The 22,169-nt window shown below is 66.5% G+C and carries 21 protein-coding genes; 9 read left to right on the top strand and 12 right to left on the bottom strand.

The features are described from left to right. The first annotated feature begins 31 nt into the window (after positions 1–31). The 4 genes from ACO06X_RS09365 to ACO06X_RS09350 all read left to right on the top strand — a co-directional run bounded on the left by ACO06X_RS09365 (position 32) and on the right by ACO06X_RS09350 (position 3,265). Positions 32–778, top strand: a complete 747-nt coding sequence (locus ACO06X_RS09365; RefSeq protein WP_421839650.1) for a TonB family protein — start codon at positions 32–34, stop codon at positions 776–778. Between the two features lie 192 nt (positions 779–970). Continuing rightward, positions 971–2,011 (top strand): mannose-1-phosphate guanylyltransferase, encoded by a 1,041-nt coding sequence (locus ACO06X_RS09360; protein ID WP_421839649.1) that lies wholly within the window; start codon positions 971–973, stop codon positions 2,009–2,011. Next, positions 2,008–2,811, top strand: coding sequence for a class I mannose-6-phosphate isomerase (locus ACO06X_RS09355; protein WP_421839648.1), 804 nt, complete (start codon positions 2,008–2,010; stop codon positions 2,809–2,811). Before ACO06X_RS09360 ends, ACO06X_RS09355 begins: the two co-directional genes overlap by 4 nt. Before the next feature lie 10 nt (positions 2,812–2,821). Then, the gene (locus ACO06X_RS09350) at positions 2,822–3,265 is read left to right on the top strand and encodes a DUF2721 domain-containing protein (protein ID WP_421839647.1); all 444 of its coding nucleotides are present in this window, start codon (positions 2,822–2,824) and stop codon (positions 3,263–3,265) included. Between the two features lie 119 nt (positions 3,266–3,384). Here ACO06X_RS09350 and ribA read toward each other — a convergent pair whose 3' ends face one another. The 5 genes from ribA to ppk2 all read right to left on the bottom strand — a co-directional run bounded on the left by ribA (position 3,385) and on the right by ppk2 (position 7,369). Further along, positions 3,385–4,452 (bottom strand): GTP cyclohydrolase II, encoded by a 1,068-nt coding sequence (gene ribA, locus ACO06X_RS09345; RefSeq protein WP_421839646.1) that lies wholly within the window; start codon positions 4,450–4,452, stop codon positions 3,385–3,387. Beyond that, on the bottom strand, positions 4,449–5,252 hold the full coding sequence (locus ACO06X_RS09340; RefSeq protein ID WP_421839645.1) for an exodeoxyribonuclease III: 804 nt from the start codon (positions 5,250–5,252) through the stop codon (positions 4,449–4,451). Before ACO06X_RS09340 ends, ribA begins: the two co-directional genes overlap by 4 nt. Positions 5,253–5,605: 353 nt before the next feature. Further along, positions 5,606–6,277: a LolA family protein gene (locus ACO06X_RS09335; protein WP_421839644.1), complete on the bottom strand. Its 672-nt coding sequence runs from the start codon at positions 6,275–6,277 to the stop codon at positions 5,606–5,608. 75 nt (positions 6,278–6,352) lie between these two features. Continuing rightward, positions 6,353–6,520: a 50S ribosomal protein L33 gene (gene rpmG / locus ACO06X_RS09330; protein WP_054106051.1), complete on the bottom strand. Its 168-nt coding sequence runs from the start codon at positions 6,518–6,520 to the stop codon at positions 6,353–6,355. Positions 6,521–6,634: 114 nt separating this feature from the next. Further along, the gene (ppk2, locus tag ACO06X_RS09325; protein ID WP_421839878.1) at positions 6,635–7,369 is read right to left on the bottom strand and encodes a polyphosphate kinase 2; all 735 of its coding nucleotides are present in this window, start codon (positions 7,367–7,369) and stop codon (positions 6,635–6,637) included. 159 nt (positions 7,370–7,528) lie between these two features. Between ppk2 and phhA the strand changes: the two genes are divergently transcribed. Continuing rightward, on the top strand, positions 7,529–8,467 hold the full coding sequence (phhA, locus tag ACO06X_RS09320; protein ID WP_421839643.1) for a phenylalanine 4-monooxygenase: 939 nt from the start codon (positions 7,529–7,531) through the stop codon (positions 8,465–8,467). Here the strand turns inward: phhA and ACO06X_RS09315 are convergent. The 3 genes from ACO06X_RS09315 to ACO06X_RS09305 form a co-directional block, all read right to left on the bottom strand. After that, entirely contained in the window at positions 8,464–9,276 is an 813-nt protein-coding gene (locus ACO06X_RS09315; RefSeq protein ID WP_421839642.1) for an undecaprenyl-diphosphate phosphatase, read from the bottom strand. The genes phhA and ACO06X_RS09315 overlap by 4 nt on opposite strands. Positions 9,277–9,342: 66 nt before the next feature. Next, positions 9,343–11,478, bottom strand: a complete 2,136-nt coding sequence (locus ACO06X_RS09310; RefSeq protein WP_421839641.1) for a M13 family metallopeptidase — start codon at positions 11,476–11,478, stop codon at positions 9,343–9,345. A gap of 101 nt (positions 11,479–11,579) precedes the next feature. Then, positions 11,580–13,400 carry an ABC transporter transmembrane domain-containing protein gene (locus tag ACO06X_RS09305; RefSeq protein ID WP_421839640.1) on the bottom strand — a complete coding sequence of 607 codons (1,821 nt, stop codon included), beginning with the start codon at positions 13,398–13,400 and terminating at the stop codon, positions 11,580–11,582. Between the two features lie 159 nt (positions 13,401–13,559). On the opposite strand from ACO06X_RS09305, the gene ACO06X_RS09300 reads away from it, so the two are divergent. Further along, positions 13,560–14,807, top strand: a complete 1,248-nt coding sequence (locus ACO06X_RS09300) for a polyhydroxyalkanoate depolymerase (protein ID WP_421839639.1) — start codon at positions 13,560–13,562, stop codon at positions 14,805–14,807. A gap of 189 nt (positions 14,808–14,996) precedes the next feature. Beyond that, the gene (locus tag ACO06X_RS09295) at positions 14,997–15,953 is read left to right on the top strand and encodes a glycosyltransferase family 2 protein (protein ID WP_421839638.1); all 957 of its coding nucleotides are present in this window, start codon (positions 14,997–14,999) and stop codon (positions 15,951–15,953) included. Here ACO06X_RS09295 and ACO06X_RS09290 read toward each other — a convergent pair. The 4 genes from ACO06X_RS09290 to ACO06X_RS09275 form a co-directional block, all read right to left on the bottom strand. Next, positions 15,934–16,383, bottom strand: a complete 450-nt coding sequence (locus ACO06X_RS09290) for a MaoC family dehydratase (protein ID WP_292945690.1) — start codon at positions 16,381–16,383, stop codon at positions 15,934–15,936. The genes ACO06X_RS09295 and ACO06X_RS09290 overlap by 20 nt on opposite strands. Positions 16,384–16,493: 110 nt before the next feature. Further along, entirely contained in the window at positions 16,494–17,588 is a 1,095-nt protein-coding gene (locus ACO06X_RS09285; protein WP_421839637.1) for an acyltransferase family protein, read from the bottom strand. Beyond that, the gene (locus ACO06X_RS09280; protein WP_421839636.1) at positions 17,585–18,991 is read right to left on the bottom strand and encodes a putative O-glycosylation ligase, exosortase A system-associated; all 1,407 of its coding nucleotides are present in this window, start codon (positions 18,989–18,991) and stop codon (positions 17,585–17,587) included. The genes ACO06X_RS09285 and ACO06X_RS09280 overlap by 4 nt, the downstream gene beginning before the upstream one ends. Further along, positions 18,984–19,157: a hypothetical protein gene (locus tag ACO06X_RS09275; protein ID WP_421839635.1), complete on the bottom strand. Its 174-nt coding sequence runs from the start codon at positions 19,155–19,157 to the stop codon at positions 18,984–18,986. The genes ACO06X_RS09280 and ACO06X_RS09275 overlap by 8 nt, the downstream gene beginning before the upstream one ends. Positions 19,158–19,267: 110 nt before the next feature. Here ACO06X_RS09275 and ACO06X_RS09270 point away from each other — a divergent pair, with 110 nt between their 5' ends. Beyond that, a complete protein-coding gene (locus tag ACO06X_RS09270) occupies positions 19,268–20,512 on the top strand; it encodes a TIGR04063 family PEP-CTERM/XrtA system glycosyltransferase (protein WP_421839634.1) in 1,245 nt (414 codons plus the stop codon). A gap of 53 nt (positions 20,513–20,565) precedes the next feature. Beyond that, entirely contained in the window at positions 20,566–21,975 is a 1,410-nt protein-coding gene (locus ACO06X_RS09265) for a hypothetical protein (RefSeq protein ID WP_421839633.1), read from the top strand. The last annotated feature ends 194 nt before the right edge of the window (positions 21,976–22,169 follow it).

Genomic DNA, 22,169 nt, shown 5'->3' with positions numbered 1-22,169 from the left:
GTTTACCCCCGGATGCTTTAGACATCCCCGGGTGACCACCGCGCCCGCCAGTACCCGCTTCACCGATCGCCCCGGCCTCAGCCGCCGCGCGCGTGCGTGGCTGATGCTGGCGGTCGCGCTGCTTCACGTCGCGCTCGGCTTCGCGATCTTCACCGGCCTTGCGGGCAGCGCGATCACGGCGATCCAGCAGGCGGCGACCGCAGCCTATTCGGTTCCGCTCGATCCGCCGCCACCCCCTCCGTCGCCCCCGGCCAGCCCGGTCCCAACGCCCCAGCCAGCCGGAGCCGAAGGTGCTGCTGCCAAGGCGGCCAAGCCCAAGCCCGTGGTCGCCGCGCCCGCGAAGATTCCCACCAAGGCGATGATCGCCGCCCCCGCCGCTTCCACCGGGGATGCAACGAAATCGGGTGCAACCAGCCTTGGCAGCGGCACCGGCGGCGGCACCTCGGGCTCCGGCACGGGCAGCGGTGGCAGCGGCGATGGCGCGGGCGCGGGGGCCAGCCGCGCGATCAAGATTGCGGGCGAGATCACGGCCACGCGCGATTATCCGGCGCGAACCCGCAACCTGCGGCTGGGCAAGAGCGTCATCGTGGTGCTCACCGTGGGCACCGATGGCCGTGTCCACGGCTGCCGCATCCACCAGCCGAGCCCCGACGCCGAGGCCGATGCCATCACCTGCCGCCTGGCGACCGAACGCTTCCGCTTCCGCCCGGCAACCGACCGCGCCGGCAATCCGGTTTCGTCCGAATTCGGCTGGCAGCAGCGGTGGTTCGCGCCATGAGCGACCGTCAGAAGCCTCAAACGATCAACGCCGAGGCCACTTTCCGCGATCTGTTCACAATCTGGACGTATCAGGCACGACATGATTGAATTTGGACCCTAACAGCATTGCCGTGACTTATACGTAGGCTATTGCCATAGACCGAGCTGCCGCCGAAGGTGGCTTTGTCCGGAGCCGCGAAACAGGAACCCGATGGACACTATCATTCCCGTTGTTCTGTGCGGCGGCAGCGGCACCCGCCTCTGGCCGCGTTCCCGCAAGACTTGCCCCAAGCCGTTCCTGCCGCTGGTCGGCGATACCACGCTGTTCGAGGCGACGGTGCTGCGCTGCCCGGCGGAGGCCGGATTCGGCGCGCCCATCGTGGTCACCGGCGCCGCGCATCTCGAGCATGTCGAGGCGCAGCTTCCCGATCCTGCCCGCAGCACCGTGATCGTCGAGCCTGAAGGCAAGAACACCGCCGCCGCGATTGCTCTTGCCGCCTTGCGCCTGCCCGAAGACGCGGTGATGCTGGTCTGCCCGAGCGATCACCACATCGGCGATGTGGCGGCCTTTCAGGCTGCCGCACGCGAAGCGGCTGCCCTTGCGCGCGGCGGCTGGCTGGTCTCATTCGGCATTGCTGCAACTGCGCCCGAAACCGGGTTTGGCTATCTGCGCCGCGGCGATTCGATTGAAGGCTCCGGCGGCTTTGCCGTGGCGCAGTTCGTCGAAAAGCCTGATCTGCAGCGCGCGATCGGTTTCCTGGCCGATGGCGGCTATGCGTGGAACGGCGGCATCTTCGCGTTCCGCGCGGGCACCTTCCTCGAGGAACTTGCCGCCTATCGCCCGGCGCTGGCTGCTGCGGTGCAGGCCGCCGTTGCGGAAGGCTGGCAGGATGGCACGCGCTTCTATCCCGATCCGGCCGCTTTCGCGCGAATCGAAGGCGAATCGGTCGATTACGCCGTCATGGAAAACACCGCTCGCGCCGCCATGGTCCCCGCTGCCATGGCATGGTCCGATATCGGCAACTGGCAGGCGCTGCATGAAGCGCTCGACCGCGATGACGAAGGCAATGCATCGCGCGGACGCGCCGAACTCGTCGATTGCACGAATGTCCTCGTCGAGAGCGATGGGCCGCGCGTTTCGGTGATTGGGGCGCGCGATCTGATCGTCGTGGTCGACAAGGACGAAGTGCTCGTCTGCACGGCTGACGGCGCGCAGAAAGTCGGCAAGCTTTCAGGCGCGGTGAACCAATGAGCCTGCTTGCCGTGCGCACCGTGGAGAAGCCGTGGGGGCGCGATCAGCTGCCTGCCCCGTTCATGGCTCCCTACGGCAAGCGCATCGGCGAGATCTGGTTCGAACCCATCGAGGAAGTCTGTTCGCTCCTCGTCAAATACATCTTCACGAGCGAGAAGCTCTCGGTCCAGGTCCACCCGGACGACGCGCAGGCCAAGGACCTGGGCGAGTATGATACGGGCAAGGAGGAATGCTGGCTGGTGATCGATGCCGAGCCGGGCGCCACGCTCGGCATCGGCTTTCACGAACCGATCGGGCCAGAGGCCATGCGCGCCGCCGCGCTGGATGGCAGCATCGAGGACCTGCTGGTCTGGCACCCGGTGCAGGCGGGCGACTTCTTTTACATTCCTGCAGGCACCGTCCACGCCATCGGTGCCGGGGTCAGTCTGATCGAGATCCAGCAGAACTCCGATATCACCTACCGGCTCTACGACTATGGCCGCCCGCGCCCGCTCCATCTCGACAAGGGCATCGCCGTTGCCAAGGGCGAACCCTACGCGGCGGCTCTCCACCGCCATCTTTCGCCCACCGGAACGGTGGAACTCGCGCGCGGGCCCTATTTCACCGCCCACCGCGTCGAAGGCGTGCCAGATGCCGCGCTGCTGACGGAATATGCCGGCCCCATGCTCGTGCTGCCACGCCGGGGCGAGGTGGAGCTGGGCGGCCATGTGCTCCGTCCGGGCGAGTGCGCCGCCGCGCCTGCGGCCAGCGCCATCACCTTCACGCCGGAAAGCCAGAGCATTCTCGTCCGTGCTGCCTGAATACACTGGCATGATCGCACAGACCATCCAGCTCGCGCTGGCGCCGGTCTTCGTGCTCGTGGCCATCGGCAATATCATGAACATCCTCACCACGCGCCTTGCGCGCATGGTCGATCGTTCGCGCCACCTGCAGACGCTTCACCCCGGCACCCAGGGCAGCGAGCACGATGTGATCGTGGTCGAAATGCGCATCATCGACCAGCGGATCGCGCACATCGGTCATGCGCTGCTGTGTCTGGTGATCAGCGGCCTCGCCATCGGCACCACGGTCGCGGCGTTGTTCCTCAGCGAACTCGTCAATGCCGATCTGCGCGTGGTGACGGCGCTCACGTTCGTCGCTGCCATCGCGCTGCTCATGTGCGCGCTGGTCCTGCTCCTGCTTGAAACCCGCCTCGCCGCCCGCGCGCTGCGCCTGCCGCCTGAACTGCTCGAACTCGAACGCGGCGATCTTTAAATCCCAGCTCACAAAATGGGGACTGTCCCCATTTTCCGCAAGCATTCCTTTGCAAAATAATAGTTTTTGAGCGCGAGTATGCCCAAAAACGCCATCTGAAAAATAGGGACTGTCCCTATTTAACGCAGCAGATGCCCCGTCCGGTCGCGCTTGGTATCAAGATAGCGCGCGTTGTGCGGATTGGCGGGCAGCTGGTGCGCCACGCGCTCGCTCACTGTCACGCCCACGGCTTCCAGCGCTGCCACCTTGGCCGGGTTGTTGGTCAACAGCCGCACCGCCCTCACGCCCAGCAGATCGAGCATCCGCGCCGCCACCGGAAAATCGCGCGCTTCGCTTGGCAGGCCCAGCCGCTCGTTGGCGTCCACGGTGTCAAAGCCCTGATCCTGCAGTTCATAGGCGCGCAGCTTGTTGATGAGGCCGATGCCGCGCCCTTCCTGCCTGAGGTAGAGCAGCAGCCCCCAGCCACCCGCGTTGGCCTCCTCCGCCATGCGCGCCAGCGCCGCATCAAGCTGCGGCCCGCAATCGCACTTGAGGCTGCCGAGCACATCGCCCGTCAGGCATTCGCTGTGGAGCCGCACCAGCGGCACATGGTCCCCGCTTTGCGTGCCGATCACCAGCGCGACATGCTCGCGCAGATCGTCGCGCGCGCGGAAGGCGATAATCTCGGCGTGCTCGCAGGCATCGACCGGCAGCCGCGCGCGCGCCTGGATGGTAAGCTCCATCGGATCCTTGAACGCGGCAAGATCGGCCGGCGTTACATGGGCTGAAGGCTCAACCCCGGTCGCGACCATGAATGCCGGCAGGATCCCCGCCAGCCGCGCCAGCTCCATCGCCGCAACTGCCGCCGTCTGCGCGGGGCAGGGGTCGGCGCGGAACGGTCCGCGCATCGGCTCGGCCAGATCGAGCGCGGGATCGGCGAGCCGGCGTGCGGCGTGGAGCGAAAAGGGCTCTGCGCCGTGGATCATCACCGGCATATGCGGTTCCGCCGCATCGCGCTGGTTGGCAAGCTTCAGGGTGGCGGCGCGCGCGTGGGAAATCAGCAGCCGCGCGGCATAGAGCCCGGGCTGCACGAACGCGGTCTCTGCCGGCAGCAGATCGAGCGCCCCGTCCGGACCTTCCACCCGGATCGCCCAGCCATGGCGCAGCGCATCGAGCGCCAGCGCCACCGCACGCGGCTCTCCGCTCAAAGCGCGAACTCCGTCACCAGCGGAATATGGTCGGAAGGCTGATCCCAGCGCCGCGTCTCCTCGACGAAGCGGTGCGAGAGCGATTGTGCGGCAAGCTCCGGCGAGGCCCACATATGGTCGAGCCGCCGCCCCTGATCCTTCTCGCGCCAGTAGGAACGGTAGGACCACCACGAATAGTTCCGCTCGGGCGCGGGGATGTGCTTGCGCCCCAAGTCCACCCAGCCATGCGCATCGCCGAATGCGCCCAGCGCCGCCACTTCCTGCGGCGTGTGGCTGACGACCTTGAGCAGCGCCTTGTGATTGTAGACGTCGCAGTCCAGCGGGGCGATGTTGAAGTCCCCCACGATCAGCGTCGGCCGGTCAAGCGCATCGGCCCAGCGCGTCATCCGCTCAAGGAACGCCAGCTTCTGGCCGAACTTGGGGTTTGCTTCCGGATCGGGAATGTCCCCGCCCGCCGGGATATAGACATTATCGAGAATCAGGCCCTGGCCCGCGCCGAGCACCTCGACCCCCACATGCCGCGCCTCGCCATTGGCCTGCCAGTCGTGCCGGTTCACCTCGCGGATCGGCACCCGGCTCACGGTCGCGACACCGTGGTAGCCCTTCTGCCCATGCACCGCGCGGTGGGTGTAGCCCAGCCGCTCGAACATCTCGTGCGGGAACAGCGCCTCGGCGGTCTTGATCTCTTGCAGGCACAGCACGTCGGGTGCCTGCTCGGTCAGAAACCGTTCGACCTGATCGATGCGCAGCCGCACCGAATTGATGTTCCAGGTAGCGACGGTGAGCGTGGGAGAAGCCATGGCCGCGCTTTACGGTCCTGAGGCGACAGCGGCAAGCGGATGGTCGTGCAATCGTCGCGCTAGCGGGGGGGCATGAGTCCGCTTCCGGGGGAACCTGGGGACCTGAACAAAAAACCCTCGGACCGGGGGCGTGGTCCGAGGGTTCCTTGTGCGTTCGTCACGCTGTCATGACGGAAGGGGGATTGTGGACCGGGTAACAGGGGGGGGCGAACCCGGTCGGATCCGTCTTGACCCCTTCTTTCTAGGACCCCGCCGCTTGCTGGCGGATGAACGGTGTTGTCAGGGAAGTCCGAAACTGGTCGCAAATTGTCGCAGGATCGTGATGGCCCTGCGGCGCTACGATGAAGTGCCGACTATTTGCGGCCAGCGGTCCGCGGGTCGTTCCAGCGGAAGATGTTGGACGGAAGTGCGATGCCATAGCGCTGATTCGAAAGCCGCACGGTCGTCCGCCGGTTCTGCGAATCGAGCGCGATCCAGCTGTTGAGCTCCCACCCGCCGGGCGCGCCGGCCTTGCGCAGCATGATCATGGTGATCGAGCCATATTCGGGGTGGCGAGGATCGCGCACATCCATGCTGAGCACATCAGAATGGCCGGTCGGGTTCAGCGTGGCAAAGCGCGCCACGTCCTTGTTCGGATCGAGCAGTGCGCCCAGCGGGCTGTTGCGGATCGGCCAGCGCTGCACCTGCCGCACCTCGTAGTCGATCAGCGTCAGCGCCGCGCCGTCAGAAACGATCAGCAGCGGCACACCCGCCTGATACTGAAAGCGGATCCTGCCGGGGCGCTGCATGGAAAGCACGCCGGTCAGGCGCTGGCCATTGCGGTCGGTCTGGACGAAATCGGCCTGCAAGGTGGTGATCGCGCGCAGGGCGGCGACCGCTTGCTCGATCTGCGGATTCACCACGGGCGCCGCAGCGGGCGGTGCGGCAGCCACGGTCACGACAGGCGCCGCCAACGCAAACAGCGCGGCGGCGACAAAGGAACGGGGGGCGGAAAGCCGGCGGGCAAGGGAGAAGTTCATGGTCATCCCTATACCACTGCCGAAGGGCCATTGAACCCGGCGTGAACCCGATTTCGGGCCATGCGCCGGGCCATAAGCCGCTTACTTGATCTTGGCTTCCTTGAACTCGACATGCTTGCGCACAACCGGGTCATACTTGCGGAACACCATCTTCTCGGTGGTGTTGCGCGGGTTCTTCTTCGTGACATAGAAGAAGCCGGTGTCGGCGGTCGAGACCAGGCGGATCTTGACGGTAGTGGGCTTGGCCATGGCTTTATCCTGAACTTGCGCCAGAAACACGAAAGCGCGCATAAAAACGAATACGGCGGCGCGTTGCCACGCCGCCAGATAGGGGCCGGTCGTTGTGAGCGAATCGCGCAAAAGTCAAGTGTCGGGATAGGGCTTCAGCGGTTTGAGCACCCCGAAGTGCTCCTTCGCGCACGGTTCCGCCAGCGGCGGCAGCCCCGGAACCGTCTCCTCCACCTGCTTGATCGGCAGCCGGTCCAGCAGATCGCGCACCAATGTCAGCCGCCCCCGGCGCTGATCGTTGAAATCGACGAGGGTCCACGGCGCGTGCTTGGTGTGCGTCGCCTGCAGCATCGCTTCGCGCGCTTCGGTATAGGCCCGGTACTTGCCGCGCGCGGCGACGTCGATGGGCGATATCTTCCAGCGCTTGGTGGGGTCATCGTGCCGCTCGGCCAGCCGCTCTTCCTGCTCCTCCTGATCGCAGGTGAGCCAGTACTTGAACAGCAGCAGCCCATCATCGACCAGCATCCGCTCGAACGTTGGCGCTGCGTCCAGAAAGGCCGCAACCTGCGGCTCGGTGGCAAAGCCCATGACCTTTTCGACCCCCGCCCGGTTGTACCAGCTGCGGTCGAACAGCACGATTTCGCCGCCCGCTGGCAGATGCGGCACATAGCGCTGGAAGTACCACTGCGTCTTTTCCCGGTCGGTCGGTGATGGCAGGGCGACAGTGCGCACTTGCCGCGGGTTGAGCTTCTGCGAGATCGCGTTGATCGCGCCGGTCTTGCCCGCCGTATCGCGCCCTTCCAGGATCACGAGGATCCGCGCGCCGCATTGCCGCACCCAGCCCGCCATCGCGGTGAGTTCGGCCTGCATCGCCTCGAGCGCGTCTTCGTAGTCCTTGCGGCCCAATGCGTCCTTGCTCACGGCAGTTCCTCTCGCTCTGGAAGGGCAGACTGTCGCACCCCTGCTGCTTTGGCAATCGCTGCCGATTGCGCGGGGTGGGCGGACCTGCTAAAAGTTGCAATTGAAACCATGTCCGACCTCATCGAACTCGCCGCCGATTTCACGCGGCTCCCCGAACTGCCTGCCGGCCTCTTCACCGCGCCGCTGCAGCGTCCGCCGCATGTCGGTGAGGATTGGCTCGAACCGCATCAGACGGATTACTCGGCGGACGAGCACCGCGTGTGGGACGATCTCTTCGCCCGCCAGATGCAGATCCTGCCCGGCCGTGCCGCGACTGCCTTCCTCAAGGGGCTGGAACGCCTCGATCTCGGCCGCGGCGGCGTGCCCGATTTCGCGCGGCTCTCGGCAGAGCTTGGCGCGCTCACCGGCTGGAGTGTCGTGCCGGTGCCGATGCTGATCCCCGATCATGTGTTCTTCTGGCACCTCGCCAACCGCCGCTTTCCCGCCGGCAACTTCATCCGCCCGCGCGAACGCTTCGACTATATCGAGGAGCCGGACGTCTTCCACGATGTGTTCGGCCACGTGCCGATGCTCACCGACCCGGTCTTTGCGGACTACATGCAGGAATATGGCCGCGCCGGGTGGAAGGCGATGCGCTACAACCGCCTGAAGGCGCTCGGCGCGCTCTACTGGTATACGGTCGAATTCGGGCTGATCATGGAAGCCGATGGCCTGAGGGCCTATGGCGCGGGCATCCTTTCCGGCCCCGCCGAAGCGGTCTTCGCGCTCGAGGCGCAGTCACCCAACCGGATCATGCTCCACGTCGACCGAGTTATGCGCACGGACTACGCGATCGATGATCTCCAGCCGACCTACTTCGTGATCGAAAGCTTCGCCGATCTCTACCGCCAGACCGTGGAGCGCGATTTCGACCGGCTCTATCGCGGGCTGGGCGCGGGGTTCACCTATGCCGGCAGCGCGGTGATCGATGTAGACGATGTGCTCCACCGGGGCACGCTGGAATACCACTTGCGCGGCGGGCGCGGCTCAGGCGCTGCTCCCATCTAGACCCACAGCAGCCAGGCGAGGCCGAGGGCGCCCAGCACAATCCGGTAAACGGCAAATGGCGTGAAGCCGCGCTTGCTGACATAGCCGATGAAGAGCTTGATCACGATCAGCGAGACAAGGAACGAAACCACCGAGCCGATCGCGATTTCCTTCATGCCGACAGGGCCTGCGCCCGCCGCAAGTTCGTGCCGGTGATCCCAGAGCTGCTTCACCGTCGCGCCCAGCATCGTCGGCACCGCGAGGAAGAAACTGAACTCGGCCGCCGCCTTGCGGTTCTCGCCCATCACCAGCGCGCCCATGATCGTCGCGCCTGAACGCGAGACGCCGGGGATCACCGCGAGGCACTGCATCATGCCGATGCGAATCGCCTGCGCGAGCGGCATCTGCCCCACCGGCCGGTACGTCTGGTGCGATACCAGCCGCTCCACCGCCACGATGGCAAAGCCGCCCACGATCAGCGCGATGCAGACCACCACCGGGTTTTCCAGCAGCAGGTCGATCCGTGATTTGAACAGCACGCCGACGATGGCCGCCGGAATGAAGGCCGCCAGCACGTTGCGCACGAAAGCGATCGATTCGCGCGATCCACGCAGCGCGCCCACCGCAACGTCCATGAAGGTGCGCCAATAGAGCACCACCACTGCCATCACCGCCGGCAGCTGGATCACCACGTTGAACACTTCCCAGGTCTTCGCGTCATAGCCGAACAGCTCCGACGCAAGGATCAGGTGCCCGGTCGAGGAGACGGGGATGAACTCGGTAAGCCCCTCGACAATGCCGAGCAGAATGGCGGTGATGGTCGTATCCATGGCGCGCAGGGGTCGCCGCAGCGCAGCATTCTGTCAAGCGCAAGTGGGGCTTAAACTTTTGTCATCTCACCAGATCCGCACGCGGTCCTTGGGCGCGAGGCAGAGCTTCTCGCCCGGCTTCACCTTGAAGGCCGCATACCAGGGATCGAAATTGCGCACGACCGCGTTGACCCGCGCCTCTGCCAGCGAGTGCGGATCGGTCTTGAGCTGCTGGCGCGCCAATTGCTCGCGTATCTTCTCGCGCCACGATTGCGCGTAGGAGAGGAAGAACCGCTGGTCGCCGGTCAGCCCGTCGATCACCGGGGCAGGCTTGCCGCCCAGCGAAAGCTTGTAGGCGGTATAGGCCATCGAAAGGCCGGCAAGGTCACCGATGTTCTCTCCCAGCGTCAGCCGACCGTTGTGGCAGGTCTTGCCGTCATCATAGGGGCAGACCTTGTCGTACTGCGCGGCAAGCTTGGCCCCCAGCGCGTCGAATGTCTTGCGGTCCGCCTTGGTCCACCAGTCCTTGAGTGCGCCGGTGCCATCATAGCGCGAACCCTCGTCGTCGAACCCGTGGCCGATCTCGTGGCCGATGGTCGCACCCACCGCGCCATAGTTCACCGCCGGATCGGCGTTCGGATTGAAGTAGGGCGGCTGCAGAAAGGCGGCCGGGAACACGATTTCGTTCGCGGTCGGCTGGTAATAGGCGTTCACCGTCTGCGGCGTCATCAGCCACTTGGTCTTGTCGACGGGCTTCGCCAGCTCGTCCAGCATGTCCTGCCACGCCCAGCGCCCCGCCTCGATCGCGTTGGCCAGCGGCTGGCCCGGCTTGATGTCCATGCCGGCATAAGTCTTGAACTTGTCGGGATAGCCGATCTTCACCGTGAAGGCGTCCAGCTTGGCCAGCGCGGCCTTGCGCGTCGCCGGGCTCATCCACGCCAGGGTCTTGAGCTTGGAGGCCAGCGCCGCCCGCAGGTTGCCGACGAGCGTGACCATCGCCGCCTTGCTTGAAGGGGGGAAGTGCTTCTCGACATAGGCCTTGCCGATCGCCTCGCCCATCTGGCCCTGCACCGCCGAAAGCGCGCGCTGCCAGCGCTGGCGGTCGCGCTCGCGGCCCTGCAGCGTCTTGCCGTAGAAGGCAAAGCGGGCATCATCGATGTCGCTCGGCAGCACGGCGGCATTGGTGATCAGGAAATGCGCCGCAGCCCAGGCCTGCAGCGTGCCGATATCTTCCTCGCCCAGCAGCTTGATCAGCGCGGGGAAGCCGCCGCCCAGCTTGCCGAGGTCCTCCTTGGTCAGGCCCAGCTTTGCCGCCTTGTCCGCGCTCGGCAGGATTTCGGCCACGAACACCGAATTGACCTTGCCCAGTCCCGAACCTTCGAGCAGCGACAGGACCGGGAACGCATCGCCCATGGCCACCAGGTCATCGCGCGAGACGCGGTTGGTCGTCAGCAGCGGGTTTCGCTGCACCGCCTTGTCCCAGTCCACCACCGCGATCTTGCGTTCGAAGTCGTAGACTTTCGCTGCCGTCACGGCCGGATCGGCATAGCCTGCCTTGCCCAGCATGAATGTCAGCAGATCGCGGTACTTGCCCTGCAGCTCGCGGTTACGCTCGTTGTCGACAAGGTAATAATCGCGGTCCGGCATGCCGAGCCCGCCGACCCCGGTATAGACCGCATTGGCGCCCGGCTTTTCGGCATCGATCTGCACCGAAAAACCGACCGGCGAAGGAAAGCCCGGCGCGGCAAACAGCGCGGCGAGGTCGGCGCGCGTCCTGGCGGCCTTGATCCGGTCGAAATAGGGCTGCGCGGGCGCCATGCCCGCAGCATTGATGGCGTTCTGATCAACGAACGCGCGGTAGCTATCGGCAATGCGCTGGCCGTCGCTGCCGGGGGCCTGCGGCGTTGCGACAAGGTCTTCGACGATCTGCCTGACCGACTTTTCCGCGCCCAGCACGAGTGCCAATGCCACGCCGCTATAGGGATATTGCGGCGGTATCACCTCGCTGCGCTCCCACTTGCCGTTCACATAGGCGAAGAAGTCGTCACCCGGCTTCACGGCGGGGTCGATATCGGCCGGATTGACGCCCCAGCCGCCGAAGGTCGGGATGCGGTAACCGTCGATTTCGGCGGAGGCTGCTGCCGTATCGGCGTGGGCGGCGAGGGGTATGGCCAGCGCAAACAGCGAGGCAGCGGAGAGCGCGCCCTTGATGTGCTTCAACATGGCTCGGAGATTTCCAATCGATTGCGAATGTACCGTAACGGGACACTAGCCATCGCGCTGCGCTTGTCCAGCACCCACCAGTATTACCGATTTGCGGCTGATCAGGCCTCGGCGCTGTCGAACTGCAACCGGGCGAGGCGGGCATAGAGCCCATCCTGCGCCGAAAGCGCGTTGTGCGTGCCCTGTTCGACGATGCGGCCCTTTTCCATCACTATAATGCGGTCTGCCGCGCGCACGGTGGCGAGCCGGTGCGCAATAACCAATGTGGTGCGCGCCTTCATCAGCCGGTCGAGCGCGTCCTGCACCAGCCGCTCGCTCTCGGCGTCGAGCGCGCTGGTCGCTTCATCGAGCAGCAGGATCGGCGCATCGCGCAGCAGTGCGCGCGCAATCGCGATGCGCTGGCGCTGCCCGCCCGAAAGCCGCGCGCCGTCCTCGCCCAGGAACGTATCGAGCCCCTGCGGCAGTTCCTTGAGGAACGCAGCCGCATTGGCGGCCTCAGCCGCTTCCCAGATCTGCGCGTCGCTTGCGGCCCAGTTGCCATAGCGCAGGTTGTCCCGCGCGGAGGCGGCAAACAGCACGCCTTCCTGCGGCACCAGCGCCATGCGCGCGCGCACTTCGGCGGGGTCCGCCTGCGGCAGCGGCACGCCGTCGATCCGCACGGTGCCCGCATGCGGATCGTAGAACCGCTCGGCCAGCAGGAAGAGCGTGGACTTGCCCGCGCCCGAAGGCCCGACGATCGCGACCGTCTCGCCCGGCTCCACCGCCAGCGAGAAGTCCTCCAGCGCGGCCACTTCCGGGCGGCTGGGATAGCGGAACGAGACGTTCTGGAACGCGATCTGCCCGCGCGGCGGCTGCGGCAGATGCAGCGGCCGCGCCGGGGCGGTGATCTCGGGCTGTTCGAGCAGCAGTTCATTGAGCCGCCCCGCAGCGCCCGCACCGCGCAGCAGGTCGCCATAGACTTCCGTGAGCGACCCGACCGCGCCCGCCACGATCCCGCCCGTCAGCACGAACGCGGCGATGGTGCCGCCGCTGATCGATCCGCTCGCCACCGCCGTCGCGCCCTGCCACATCAGCGTGGCGATCCCGCCGAACACCAGGACGATCACGATCGCGGTCATGATCGAGCGGATCATGATGCGCCGCTTGGCTGCGCTGAAGGTGCGCTCCACCGCCTCGCCAAACCGGCCCGCCTCGCGCTCTTCCTGCCCGAAGGCCTGCACCACCTTCATCGCGCCGAGCACTTCGCTGATCTGCACGCCGATATCCGCCACGCGGTCCTGGCTGGAGCGCGAAGCCTTGCGCAGCCTTGAGCCAAAGAACACGATCGGCCCGACGACGACCGGAATGCCCACCAGCAGCCCGGCGGTGAGCGCGGGGGCCAGCGTGAAGAGATAGGCGAGCCCGCCGAGTGCCGTGATCGAATTCCTGAGCGCGATGGAAACAGTGGTGCCCACCACCTGCTCGATGATCGCGGTGTCCGAGGTCATGCGCGAGGAGATTTCCTTCGGACTGTTCGTCTCGAAGAAACTCGGCGGCATGCGGAGAAGATTGCCCTGCACCTTGAGCCGGATGTCTGCCACCACGCGCTCGCCCAGCCACGAGACATAGTAGAAGCGCACCGCGGTGCCGAGGCCCAGAATCACCACCACCACCAGCAGCCAGCGGAACGAGCCGTTGATCGTCTCGGCATTGGCGCCCTTGCCGAAAGCCTTGTCGATGATCGACTTGAAGCTGGCCGGAACGGCGATGGTCGCACCCGATGTGATCAGCAGCGCGGTGAGCGCAATGGCCAGTTCGCTGGGATAGGACGCGCCTTCGCGCAGCAGCATGCGCAGCGGGCTCAAGGTGCGCGCAGGCCGGGCGGCAGGTGCGGCTTCGGCAGCCGGAACTTCGGGGCCGGTGTTCTCGGTTTTGGCGTCCATCGCACCCGCCCTAGCCCATGCGGCGAGGGGCCGAAAGGGGGCAGCGGGGCATTCGCGCCCAGCTTGGGTCGATGGTGCGTTGCACAAGGCCGAGATGTGCGGCACACTGGGCGCAATCGGAGCAGCGTACGGCTCCGCAACAACAAAAAGGTGTTCGCAGTGCTCTACAAGGCTTACGAGATCCAGCGCTCCATGCTCAACGCAGGCAGCGCCATGGCATCGATGAGTGCCGACATGCTGGCCGATCCGCGCAATCCCTGGGCGCCGTTCGGCGGCACGCAGATGCTCGCCTCCGCGCTGGAGGTGTTCGCCCACGCCGCCGCGCCGCGCGGCAAGCCCACCTTCGGTCTCAAGGTCATCACCGTCGATGGCATGCCCCACGCGGTGAACGAGACGGTGGAGATCCAGCAGCCCTTCGGCAACTTGCGCAAGTTCACGCACGAAGGCCTGCCCGCAGATGCGCCGCGCCTGCTGATCGTCGCGCCGATGAGCGGCCACTACGCCACGCTGCTGCGCGGCACGGTAGAGCGCATGCTCGAACGCTCCGTCGTCTACATCACCGATTGGGCGGACGCGAAGTACGTGCCGATGGCCGAAGGACGCTTCGATCTCGACGAATACATCGACTACCTGATCGGCTATCTCGAGCACATCGGCCCTGGCACGCACATGATGGCGGTGTGCCAGCCCTCGGTCCCCGCGCTTGCCGCAACGGGCGTGATGGCGGTGCGCGAGAACCCGTGCCGCCCGGTCACGCTTACCATGATGGGCGGCCCGATCGACACGCGCGAGAGCCCGACCGCGGTCAACGACCACGCGATCACCAAGCCTTACGTGTGGTTCAAGCACAACGTGATCACCACCGTCCCGGCCAACTATCCCGGCGCCGGACGGCAGGTCTATCCGGGCTTCGTCCAGCTCGCGAGCTTCATGTCGATGAACCTCGGCAGCCACATGATGAGCCACTATGGCCTGTTCAAGCACCTCATCCAGGGTGACGGCGAGAGCGCGGACGCGGCCAAGGCGTTCTATGACGAGTACCGCGCGGTGTGCGACATGACCGCCGAGTTCTACCTCCAGACCGTCGACGTCGTGTTCCAGACCCACGCGCTGCCCAAGGGCGAACTCGTCCACCGCGGCATCCGCGTCGATCTCGCCGCGATCAAGGATACCGCGATCCTGTGCATCGAGGGTGAGCGCGACGATATCTCGGGCATCGGCCAGACCAAGGCCGCGCTCAAGGTCACGCCGAACCTTCCGGAAAAGCTGAAGAAGTATCATCTCGCGCCAGAAGTCGGCCACTACGGCATCTTCAACGGCTCGCGCTGGCGCACCTCGATCGCTCCGGTGGTCGAAGGCTGGATCCGCAGCAACAGCACCGCGCGCAAGCTGAGCGTGGTGGCCTGATCCACCGCCCCGCTGCCCGGGCGGCGGGGCGGATCACCGGCAGCTGGTGGCAGGAAACCGCGCCGGCTCTGTACTGAAACGGCACGCATGGGCTGAGCAGACCCCTGTCCGGGGCGGATTCGCGCGTCCGAAACAAAGTGCAACGGTCCGGAAAAGCGGGTGCTGCATTTGTCTGGCACCTGCTCGTCCATGGAAATGGTATCTCATCACATCCATGGCGGCGCTCCGCCGGGTCCTGCCTCCGGCGGCGATGGCAGCGCCTGGTCGCAGGGCGTTGCACCTTTGCCGCGCGTCAGCGTCGTGCTGCCGGTCCACAACGGCGCCGCCTATCTCGATGCCGCGATCGGTTCGATCCTCGGCCAGACCTTCCGCGATTTCGAACTGATCTGCGTCGACGATGGCTCCACCGACGAAACGCCGAGCATCCTCAGGCGCCATGCGCAGGCGGATGGCCGGGTGCGGATCATCACCAACCGCCCCAACAAGGGCCTGCCCGGCGCGCTCAACACCGGCTTCGCGGCGGCGCGCGGGATGCTCCATACGTGGACGTCGGACGACAACATTGCCCGGCCGCACATGCTGGCGCGGCTGGTGGCGGCGCTTGATGCCGATCCCGGCGTCGCGATCGCCTATGCCGATTTCAGCGTGATCGACGCGAACGGCGCGGTGATCGGCTGCCACAAGATGGGGCCCGCCTGCGATCTTCTGCTCGGCAATCGCATCGGCGCTGCCTTCCTCTACCGCGCCGAAGTCACCAAGGCGCTCTCCGGCTATGACGAGGCGCTGTTCGGCGTCGAGGACTACGACTTCTGGCTGCGCGCCTCGCGCCGCTTCTACTTCGTCAAGCTCGACGAGGATCTCTATCTCTACCGCCGCCACGAGGCGAGCCTGACGGGTCGCCGCGCGCTGCGCATCCACCGGCTGGGCTCGCAGGTCATCCGCCGCGAATTGGCGCGGGTGCCCAGTCGGACATTGCGCGCGCGGGCGCTCGTCGAACATGGCCTTGCAAGCCGCCTCGATCCGCGGCTCGACATGCTGGTGCGCGGGTTGATCCTGTCACCGGGGCTGGCAAGGGGCAGGATCACGGCGATCCTGCGCCACTGTGTCCATCACCTCGTCCGGGCGCTTACACGAAGAACTGGGTAATCCATTCGCAGATCAGCGCGGGCTTGGGCTCACCCTCGATCTCGACGGTGATTTCCATGGTCTGCTGCCACTGGCCGGGGCGCTTTTCGTCGAGCTCCAGCAGCTTGAACACGCCGCGCACGCGCTTGCCAGAGCGCACAGGCGCAAGGAACCGGGTCTTGTTGCCGCCATAGTTGACGCCCATTTTCACGCCTTCGGGGCGCGGGCAATCGCTTTCCATCGTCAGCAGCGGGATCAGCGAGAGGGTGAGGAACCCGTGCGCGATCGTCCCGCCAAACGGCGTCAGCTTGGCCTTCTCCTCATCGATGTGGATGAACTGGAAGTCGCCAGTCGCCTCGGCGAACTGGTTGATCCGCTCCTGCGTCACTTCGACCCATGCCGAGGTGCCCACCACCTCGCCGACCAGCTCCTTGATTGCGCCCGGTGCCATCGTCTTCATTGCATCGTCTCCCGCTGCGAGAATTGTCTGTTGCCTTCCCATGGCGGCAAGTGGCGGACCGTTCAACAATCTCGTTGCGTGGGGGTACTTGCGGGGGGCGTTCAGCGGGAAAGGGCGGTGCTGCGGTTCAGGCGGGGTTGCAGCGCATTGAGCGCACGCTGCGCGGGAAGCTCGACCCATGCGTGCGAGAGGCCCGAGACCACGACGAGCAGGCCAATGAACGCAGCGAGCTTCCAGACATTGAGCTGCAGGTCCGCGCCGACAAAGGCCAGCTTGAACACGATGAACAGGCCGAAATGGCACAAGTACGTCGAATAGCTCACCTCGCCCAGCCAGTGTACCGGGCCGCTGGCGAGCCGGCGCGCGATCCGGCCATCCGCCAGCGCCATCGCCAGCAGCACCAGCAGCAGCGTCAGCGGCACCCATGCCGTCTCGGGCAGGGCAAACCACAGCCCGGCACCGCAAGTGGCCGCAGCAGCGCCGCCGCAGGCATGGCCGATGCGCTGCGCTGAAGGCAGGCCGCGCCAGTGGAGCCAGAGCCGCGCGGCCAGCGTCCCGGCGGTGAATTCGATCAGGCATCGCGCGAGGCCGAGCGAGGTGATCGCATCGCCAAGGCTGGAATGGCCCAGCGCGGCAAACAGCGCGAAAAGCCCCATCAGCAGCAGGCAGAGCCCGGCCACCAGTCCCGCTGGCCCCCATGCGGGGCGGCCCGCCACGGCCAGCAGCGGGAACAGCAGGTAGGCCGCCATTTCCGTGCTGATCGACCAGGCCGGGTGATTCCACGCCAGCGCGCCGGTGAAGCCCCAGTTCTGGATCAGCACCACGTGAAGCGGCAGTTCGCCGAAAGGATAGCCCGCATGATCGCGCCCGATGATCGTCAGCAGGATGGCCAGCATGACAAAGCCTGAGAGCACCACCGCATGCAGCGGCCAGATCCGCGCGATGCGGCGCCACCAGAAGGCGCCGATGTCTGCCGGCGCGAACCGGGCGAGCCGCGGGCCGTACGTCAGCCAGAGCACGAAGCCGGAGAGCATGAAGAACAGATCGACCGCGAGGTACCCCTTGGCGAGGACCGCGATCACCGGAGCGGGCAGGATGGCGGCAAGCGACAGGCGAATATGGTAGAACACGACCAGCCACGCCGCGAGCCCGCGCAGGCCGGTCAGCGCTTCGAGCCGCAGCGGCTGCGCTGTCATCGTGCGAGGCTCCCGGGCAGGGGCGGCTCATTCGCTGGTTCGCTGCCATCTGCCGCCACGCTCTTCTTGCGCTGCTGCCACTGCGACGGGGGTGCCAGACGGCGCGCCACCTGCATGGCAAGCGCGATCTGGAGGCCGATCAGCATGAAGATGAAGGGCTGGAACGCGATGCCCACGAACAGGGCGCCGAACAGGTAGACACAGTGGCCCGATTGCAGCGCCAGCGCCAGCGAGCGGTCCGCCTGGCTGACCACATCGGTCTTGCGGCGCAGCCGGCGTTGGATCAGCTCAAGCTGGAACAGGCCGGAGACATGCAGCAGCAGCCACATGCCAAGGCCCGGCCAACCCTGCTCGCCCAGCATCTCGAAATAGCCCGAATGATAGGCGCGCGCCTTTTCCTCGATCCGCTGCGTCTCGATCGCGGTGTTGTTGTCGCCCGCGTTCTCCGCTTTGATCGTGTCATAGCTGACCCGGTTCTGGCGGAACGCATCGAAGCCGCCGCCGAACGGGCGCGTCTTCACGAAGTCCAGCGTCCACATCCACACCGCCATGCGCGTCGAGGCGGACTGGTCCGACTTGTGGTTCTCGATCGTGTTCATCCGGTCGAGATAGCTTTGTGGCAGGAACGGCACGGCCGCGCAGGCGAGCCCCGCGATGACCCCGATGTAGAGCAGCGGCCGCTTCACCGAACGGAGCGAGAGCCCGATGAGAATGACCAGGCAGATCAGGCCGGTGCGGGTCTGCGTGCCGATCGGGATCAGGCAGCATGCGAAGCCCAGCGCCAGCGCGAACAGCGTGACGAGTTTGCCGGGCGGAAAGATCGTGCCGAACCGCGCCAGCCAGACGATCAGCGGGATCGTGGCGACCGCCACCATCGACAGCGTGCTACCTTCGTAGATGCCGGTGTTGTCGTTCACCAGCAGCCTGAGCTCGCCATAGCCGCCTCCACCGGACGCGATCGTCTTGATCCCGCCGCCGATCACGATGCAGCCCAGCGAGAACACCATGACCAGCACCAGCGCTTCGATCCGCAGCCGCGTGCGCACGGTGAGCGGAAGGAACAGGGCAAAGACGAGCGCCTTCCACACCCAGCTCCACTTTTCGAGCGCTTCTTCGGGGAAATCGGCGCTGCGGGTGGTCAGCCCGCAATAGATCAGCAGCATTAGCAGCAGGAACTGGCGCGGCGAGAAGCGTATCCCGGTCTTGTCGTCCGCCACCGCCCAGGCGGTCACCGCGCCGATGAAGGCGATCAGGCTGATGGGGATCGATTGGAGGAAGCCCCAGCTGACCTTCTGCGGCGCGAGAATATCGATATAGGCGTAGGCCAGCACGAACAGGAACGGCCGCCGGATCCCGGCAGCGAAAAACGCGGTCACGAAGGCGGTGAGGAAGAGATTAAGCACCGGGGGTGCCGTCCCCGCGCAGTGGCGCCTTCGCCTTGCGCCGCAGCGGCCCGCGCCGGAAACCGGGCAAGGTCGGCTCCTGATCGAGATCGTCGCGGTGCAGCAGGCGCCAGACGGCAATCGCCATCAGTACATGCGGCAAGACCACGGTGAAGATATCGATCATGCGGCCATGCCCAGGCTTAACATCCGGCCCCTGATCGAACCGTCTGATCCTGCTGTTTAGGCAAACTCGGTTGACGCGGCGTTAAGTCCTGCCGTGCCATGGCAATCCGCATGACCCGGGTCCTGCATATCCTCGATCATTCGCTTCCGCTGCAGAGCGGCTACACCTTCCGCACCCGCGCGATCCTGAAAGCGCAGGAAGGGTTGGGGCACGAAGTGCGCGGACTGACCGGCCAGCGCCACACCGCTGCGCTGACGGGCGAGGAGCCGGAGACGCATGACGCGCTGCAATTCTATCGCACCCCCGGCACGCCGGCCGGTCCGCGGTCCCGTCTTCCGGGCCTCAGCGAATGGCAGGAGATCGGCGCGCTCGCCCGGCGCATCGAGGGCGTCGCCCACGAATGGCGTCCAGAGATTCTCCATGCCCATTCGCCCGCGCTCGGCGGGCTCGCCGCCGTGCGCGCCGGCCGCCGGCTCGGCCTCCCCGTCGTCTACGAGATCCGCGCCTTCTGGGAAGACGCGGCGGTCGGCAACGGCACCGGCAGCGAGGGCTCGCTGCGCTACCGGCTGACCCGCGCGCTCGAAGACCGCGTGGTGCGCGGCGCGAATGCCGTCGTCACGATCTGCGAGGGCCTGCGCAGCGATCTCGTCACGCGCGGCGTACCCGCTTCCAAGATCACGATCATGCCCAATGGCGTGGACCTTGCGCTGTTCGGCCAGCCTCTGGAACGCGATGCCGCGTTTGCCCGCAGCCTCGGGCTGGGCGAGGGGCCGGTGATCGGCTTCCTCGGCAGTTTCTATCCCTATGAAGGCCTCGACGACCTCATCGCCGCGATGCCGATGATCCTCGCGCGCCAGAGCGATGCCCGCCTGCTGCTCGTCGGCGGCGGCCCGGCAGAAGCGGCCTTGCGCGCCCAGGCCGCCGCATCGCCCGCTGCGCACGCGATCCACTTCATCGGCCGCGTGCCGCACCACGAAGTGGACCGGTACTACGCGCTCGTCGATGTCGTCTGCTATCCGCGCAAGGCGATGCGACTCACCGATCTCGTCACGCCGCTGAAACCGCTGGAGGCCATGGCCCAGGGCAAGCTTGTGGCCGCGAGCGCTGTCGGCGGCCACCGCGAACTGATCGAGGACGGAATGACCGGCACCTTGTTCCCGCCCGATGATCCCGCCGGTCTTGCTGCCGCGATGGCCGCGCTGCTGGGTGATCGCGGGATGTGGGATGCCCGCCGCACGGTCGCCCGCGCCTTCGTCGAACGCGCGCATGACTGGTCCGTCAATGCGGCGCGTTATGATTCCGTTTACCAAACCCTGTTAACCCGGAAGCAAGCAATCTCCGGCGCTGCGGCCTGATCCAGGGACGCGCTATTCCGGGGGCACCATTGGACCGGGATCTGAAACGCGCCATGAGTACGTTCCGCCAGAAAGTTCAGGCCACGACGAACTGGGTGAAGCCCGATCCGCAGGATATGGACCCGGCACCGCGCCGCGCCCGCCGCGCGGGCAAGCGCAAGCGTCCCAGCGCGCCGGTCACCGCTCATCGCCTGTTCCCCGCCCTTGCGGCCGTGTGGTTCGCGGCGCTGCTGGGCCTCGGCAGTCTCGCCATTCCCGGCAGTTTGCTGGGAGCGATCGTGGTCAAGACCGGGCTGCCGGCGCTCGTGCCCGCCGCCGCCCCGCCGCTTGGATTTACCGCGCATCTGCTGGTCGCCTTCGCGCTTGCCATGTTCGGCGCTGCGCTGGGCCTTGCCCTTGGGATTCGCCTGCGTCCGGCGGGATCCGCCGAGGCCCGCAGCGCCGAAACGGTTGTACCGGTCGCCCAGCCCGAGCCGGACGACGTCTACAAGGTCCGCGCCCGCGATGCCCACCCCGATGCGCCGCCGCGCCGTCCGCTGGTGCTGGCCGAAGCATTTGCCGATCCGCTCGTCGAAGCTGCCGCCGAACCGGAGCCGGAACTGGCCGAGCCGCTGCTGCGCCGCAAGCGCAGCCTTCCGGACAGCGAGGCGGTGCGCGAGACGGTGCACGAGACGGGCCCGTGGCTTCCCGAATTCACCCCCGGCGGCACCGGTGCCATCCGTCCGCTCGATCTCTCCGCGCTCGATCTCGGCGATCCGGACATCGCCGAAACAGAAATCGCCGAGACCGAAGTGGCAGAGCGTCCGGCCGAACCTGCACCTGCCCCCGAAGCGGCCGCAATCCCCGCCGCGCCCGCGCTGATTGCCGCGACCCCGCAGCTCCCCGCTGGCTTCGCTGCCGCGCTGCCCGATGTGCCGGACGGCAAGTGGTCGCCCGTCGCCGGAGCGCCGCTCGAAAGCCTTGGCCTTGTCCAGTTGATCGAACGCCTGGCCCTCGCCATCGCCGCGCAGAAGGCTGCCAATGAAGCGGTCATCAAGGCCGACGATGCTGCCGAGGCCGTCGCCGTTTCAGCGGTCGAACCTGCACCGCTCGCCGCCAAGGAAGTACCCGTCCAGCCCGTATCCGTGCCCGGTCCCTTCTCGCGCCCGCATATCGCCAGCGTCGCTGGCGCTGAAGAAGCGCCCGCTTTCGGCTCCGCCCGCGAAGGCATCCTGCGCCGCCTCGGTGCGCTTGCTGCCGGCGATTCGACCGGCGACGAGGCTGATGATGCCCCCGCACCGCGGCAGTTCGCGCGTCCCGTGTCAGTCGCCGCGCCGGTTGAAGCTGTCGTCCCGCTCCGGCCGGCTGATCCCGCCGCACCGGCACCTGCACCGGCGGCCGCAGCCCTTGCATCGCAACCCGATGCCGATGCGGCTCTGCGCTCTGCGCTGGCCACGCTCCAGCGCATGACTGCCCGCGGCTGACGCTACGGCAAGGCCGATGGTAGCGCCCGGTGAAAGCCGGGTTCTGCCACGCATCCGTATTTCCGGCCGGATCGTCGCCGGACCCTTCGGGCAATTCGCGCAGCGCAGTTGCAAAATAACATTCCTGCAGTCATGGGGGGATTCCGCGCAACTTTCGTTGTCCTCAGGACAGCGTGATTCGCGCTGGGCGTATC

Origin of the sequence: Novosphingobium sp., from assembly GCF_965229225.1 — a bacterium.
Lineage (GTDB): Bacteria > Pseudomonadota > Alphaproteobacteria > Sphingomonadales > Sphingomonadaceae > Novosphingobium.
Note: the sequence above shows the minus strand (reverse complement) of the source record. Positions and strands in the feature narration are given on the sequence as shown.

What these genes read in the sequence shown, in the direction of transcription:
- ACO06X_RS09360 (WP_421839649.1), top strand. Translation starts at nt 971, where the DNA reads ATGGACACTATCATTCCCGTTGTTCTGTGCGGCGGCAGCGGCACCCGC.
- ACO06X_RS09355 (WP_421839648.1), top strand. Translation starts at nt 2,008, where the DNA reads ATGAGCCTGCTTGCCGTGCGCACCGTGGAGAAGCCGTGGGGGCGCGAT.
- ACO06X_RS09350 (WP_421839647.1), top strand. Translation starts at nt 2,822, where the DNA reads ATGATCGCACAGACCATCCAGCTCGCGCTGGCGCCGGTCTTCGTGCTC.
- ACO06X_RS09340 (WP_421839645.1), bottom strand. Translation starts at nt 5,252, where the DNA reads ATGGCTTCTCCCACGCTCACCGTCGCTACCTGGAACATCAATTCGGTG.
- ACO06X_RS09335 (WP_421839644.1), bottom strand. Translation starts at nt 6,277, where the DNA reads ATGACCATGAACTTCTCCCTTGCCCGCCGGCTTTCCGCCCCCCGTTCC.
- rpmG (WP_054106051.1), bottom strand. Translation starts at nt 6,520, where the DNA reads ATGGCCAAGCCCACTACCGTCAAGATCCGCCTGGTCTCGACCGCCGAC.
- ppk2 (WP_421839878.1), bottom strand. Translation starts at nt 7,369, where the DNA reads ATGCAGGCCGAACTCACCGCGATGGCGGGCTGGGTGCGGCAATGCGGC.
- phhA (WP_421839643.1), top strand. Translation starts at nt 7,529, where the DNA reads ATGTCCGACCTCATCGAACTCGCCGCCGATTTCACGCGGCTCCCCGAA.
- ACO06X_RS09315 (WP_421839642.1), bottom strand. Translation starts at nt 9,276, where the DNA reads ATGGATACGACCATCACCGCCATTCTGCTCGGCATTGTCGAGGGGCTT.
- ACO06X_RS09310 (WP_421839641.1), bottom strand. Translation starts at nt 11,478, where the DNA reads ATGTTGAAGCACATCAAGGGCGCGCTCTCCGCTGCCTCGCTGTTTGCG.
- ACO06X_RS09305 (WP_421839640.1), bottom strand. Translation starts at nt 13,400, where the DNA reads ATGGACGCCAAAACCGAGAACACCGGCCCCGAAGTTCCGGCTGCCGAA.
- ACO06X_RS09295 (WP_421839638.1), top strand. Translation starts at nt 14,997, where the DNA reads ATGGAAATGGTATCTCATCACATCCATGGCGGCGCTCCGCCGGGTCCT.
- ACO06X_RS09290 (WP_292945690.1), bottom strand. Translation starts at nt 16,383, where the DNA reads ATGGCACCGGGCGCAATCAAGGAGCTGGTCGGCGAGGTGGTGGGCACC.
- ACO06X_RS09285 (WP_421839637.1), bottom strand. Translation starts at nt 17,588, where the DNA reads ATGACAGCGCAGCCGCTGCGGCTCGAAGCGCTGACCGGCCTGCGCGGG.
- ACO06X_RS09275 (WP_421839635.1), bottom strand. Translation starts at nt 19,157, where the DNA reads ATGATCGATATCTTCACCGTGGTCTTGCCGCATGTACTGATGGCGATT.
- ACO06X_RS09270 (WP_421839634.1), top strand. Translation starts at nt 19,268, where the DNA reads ATGACCCGGGTCCTGCATATCCTCGATCATTCGCTTCCGCTGCAGAGC.
- ACO06X_RS09265 (WP_421839633.1), top strand. Translation starts at nt 20,566, where the DNA reads ATGAGTACGTTCCGCCAGAAAGTTCAGGCCACGACGAACTGGGTGAAG.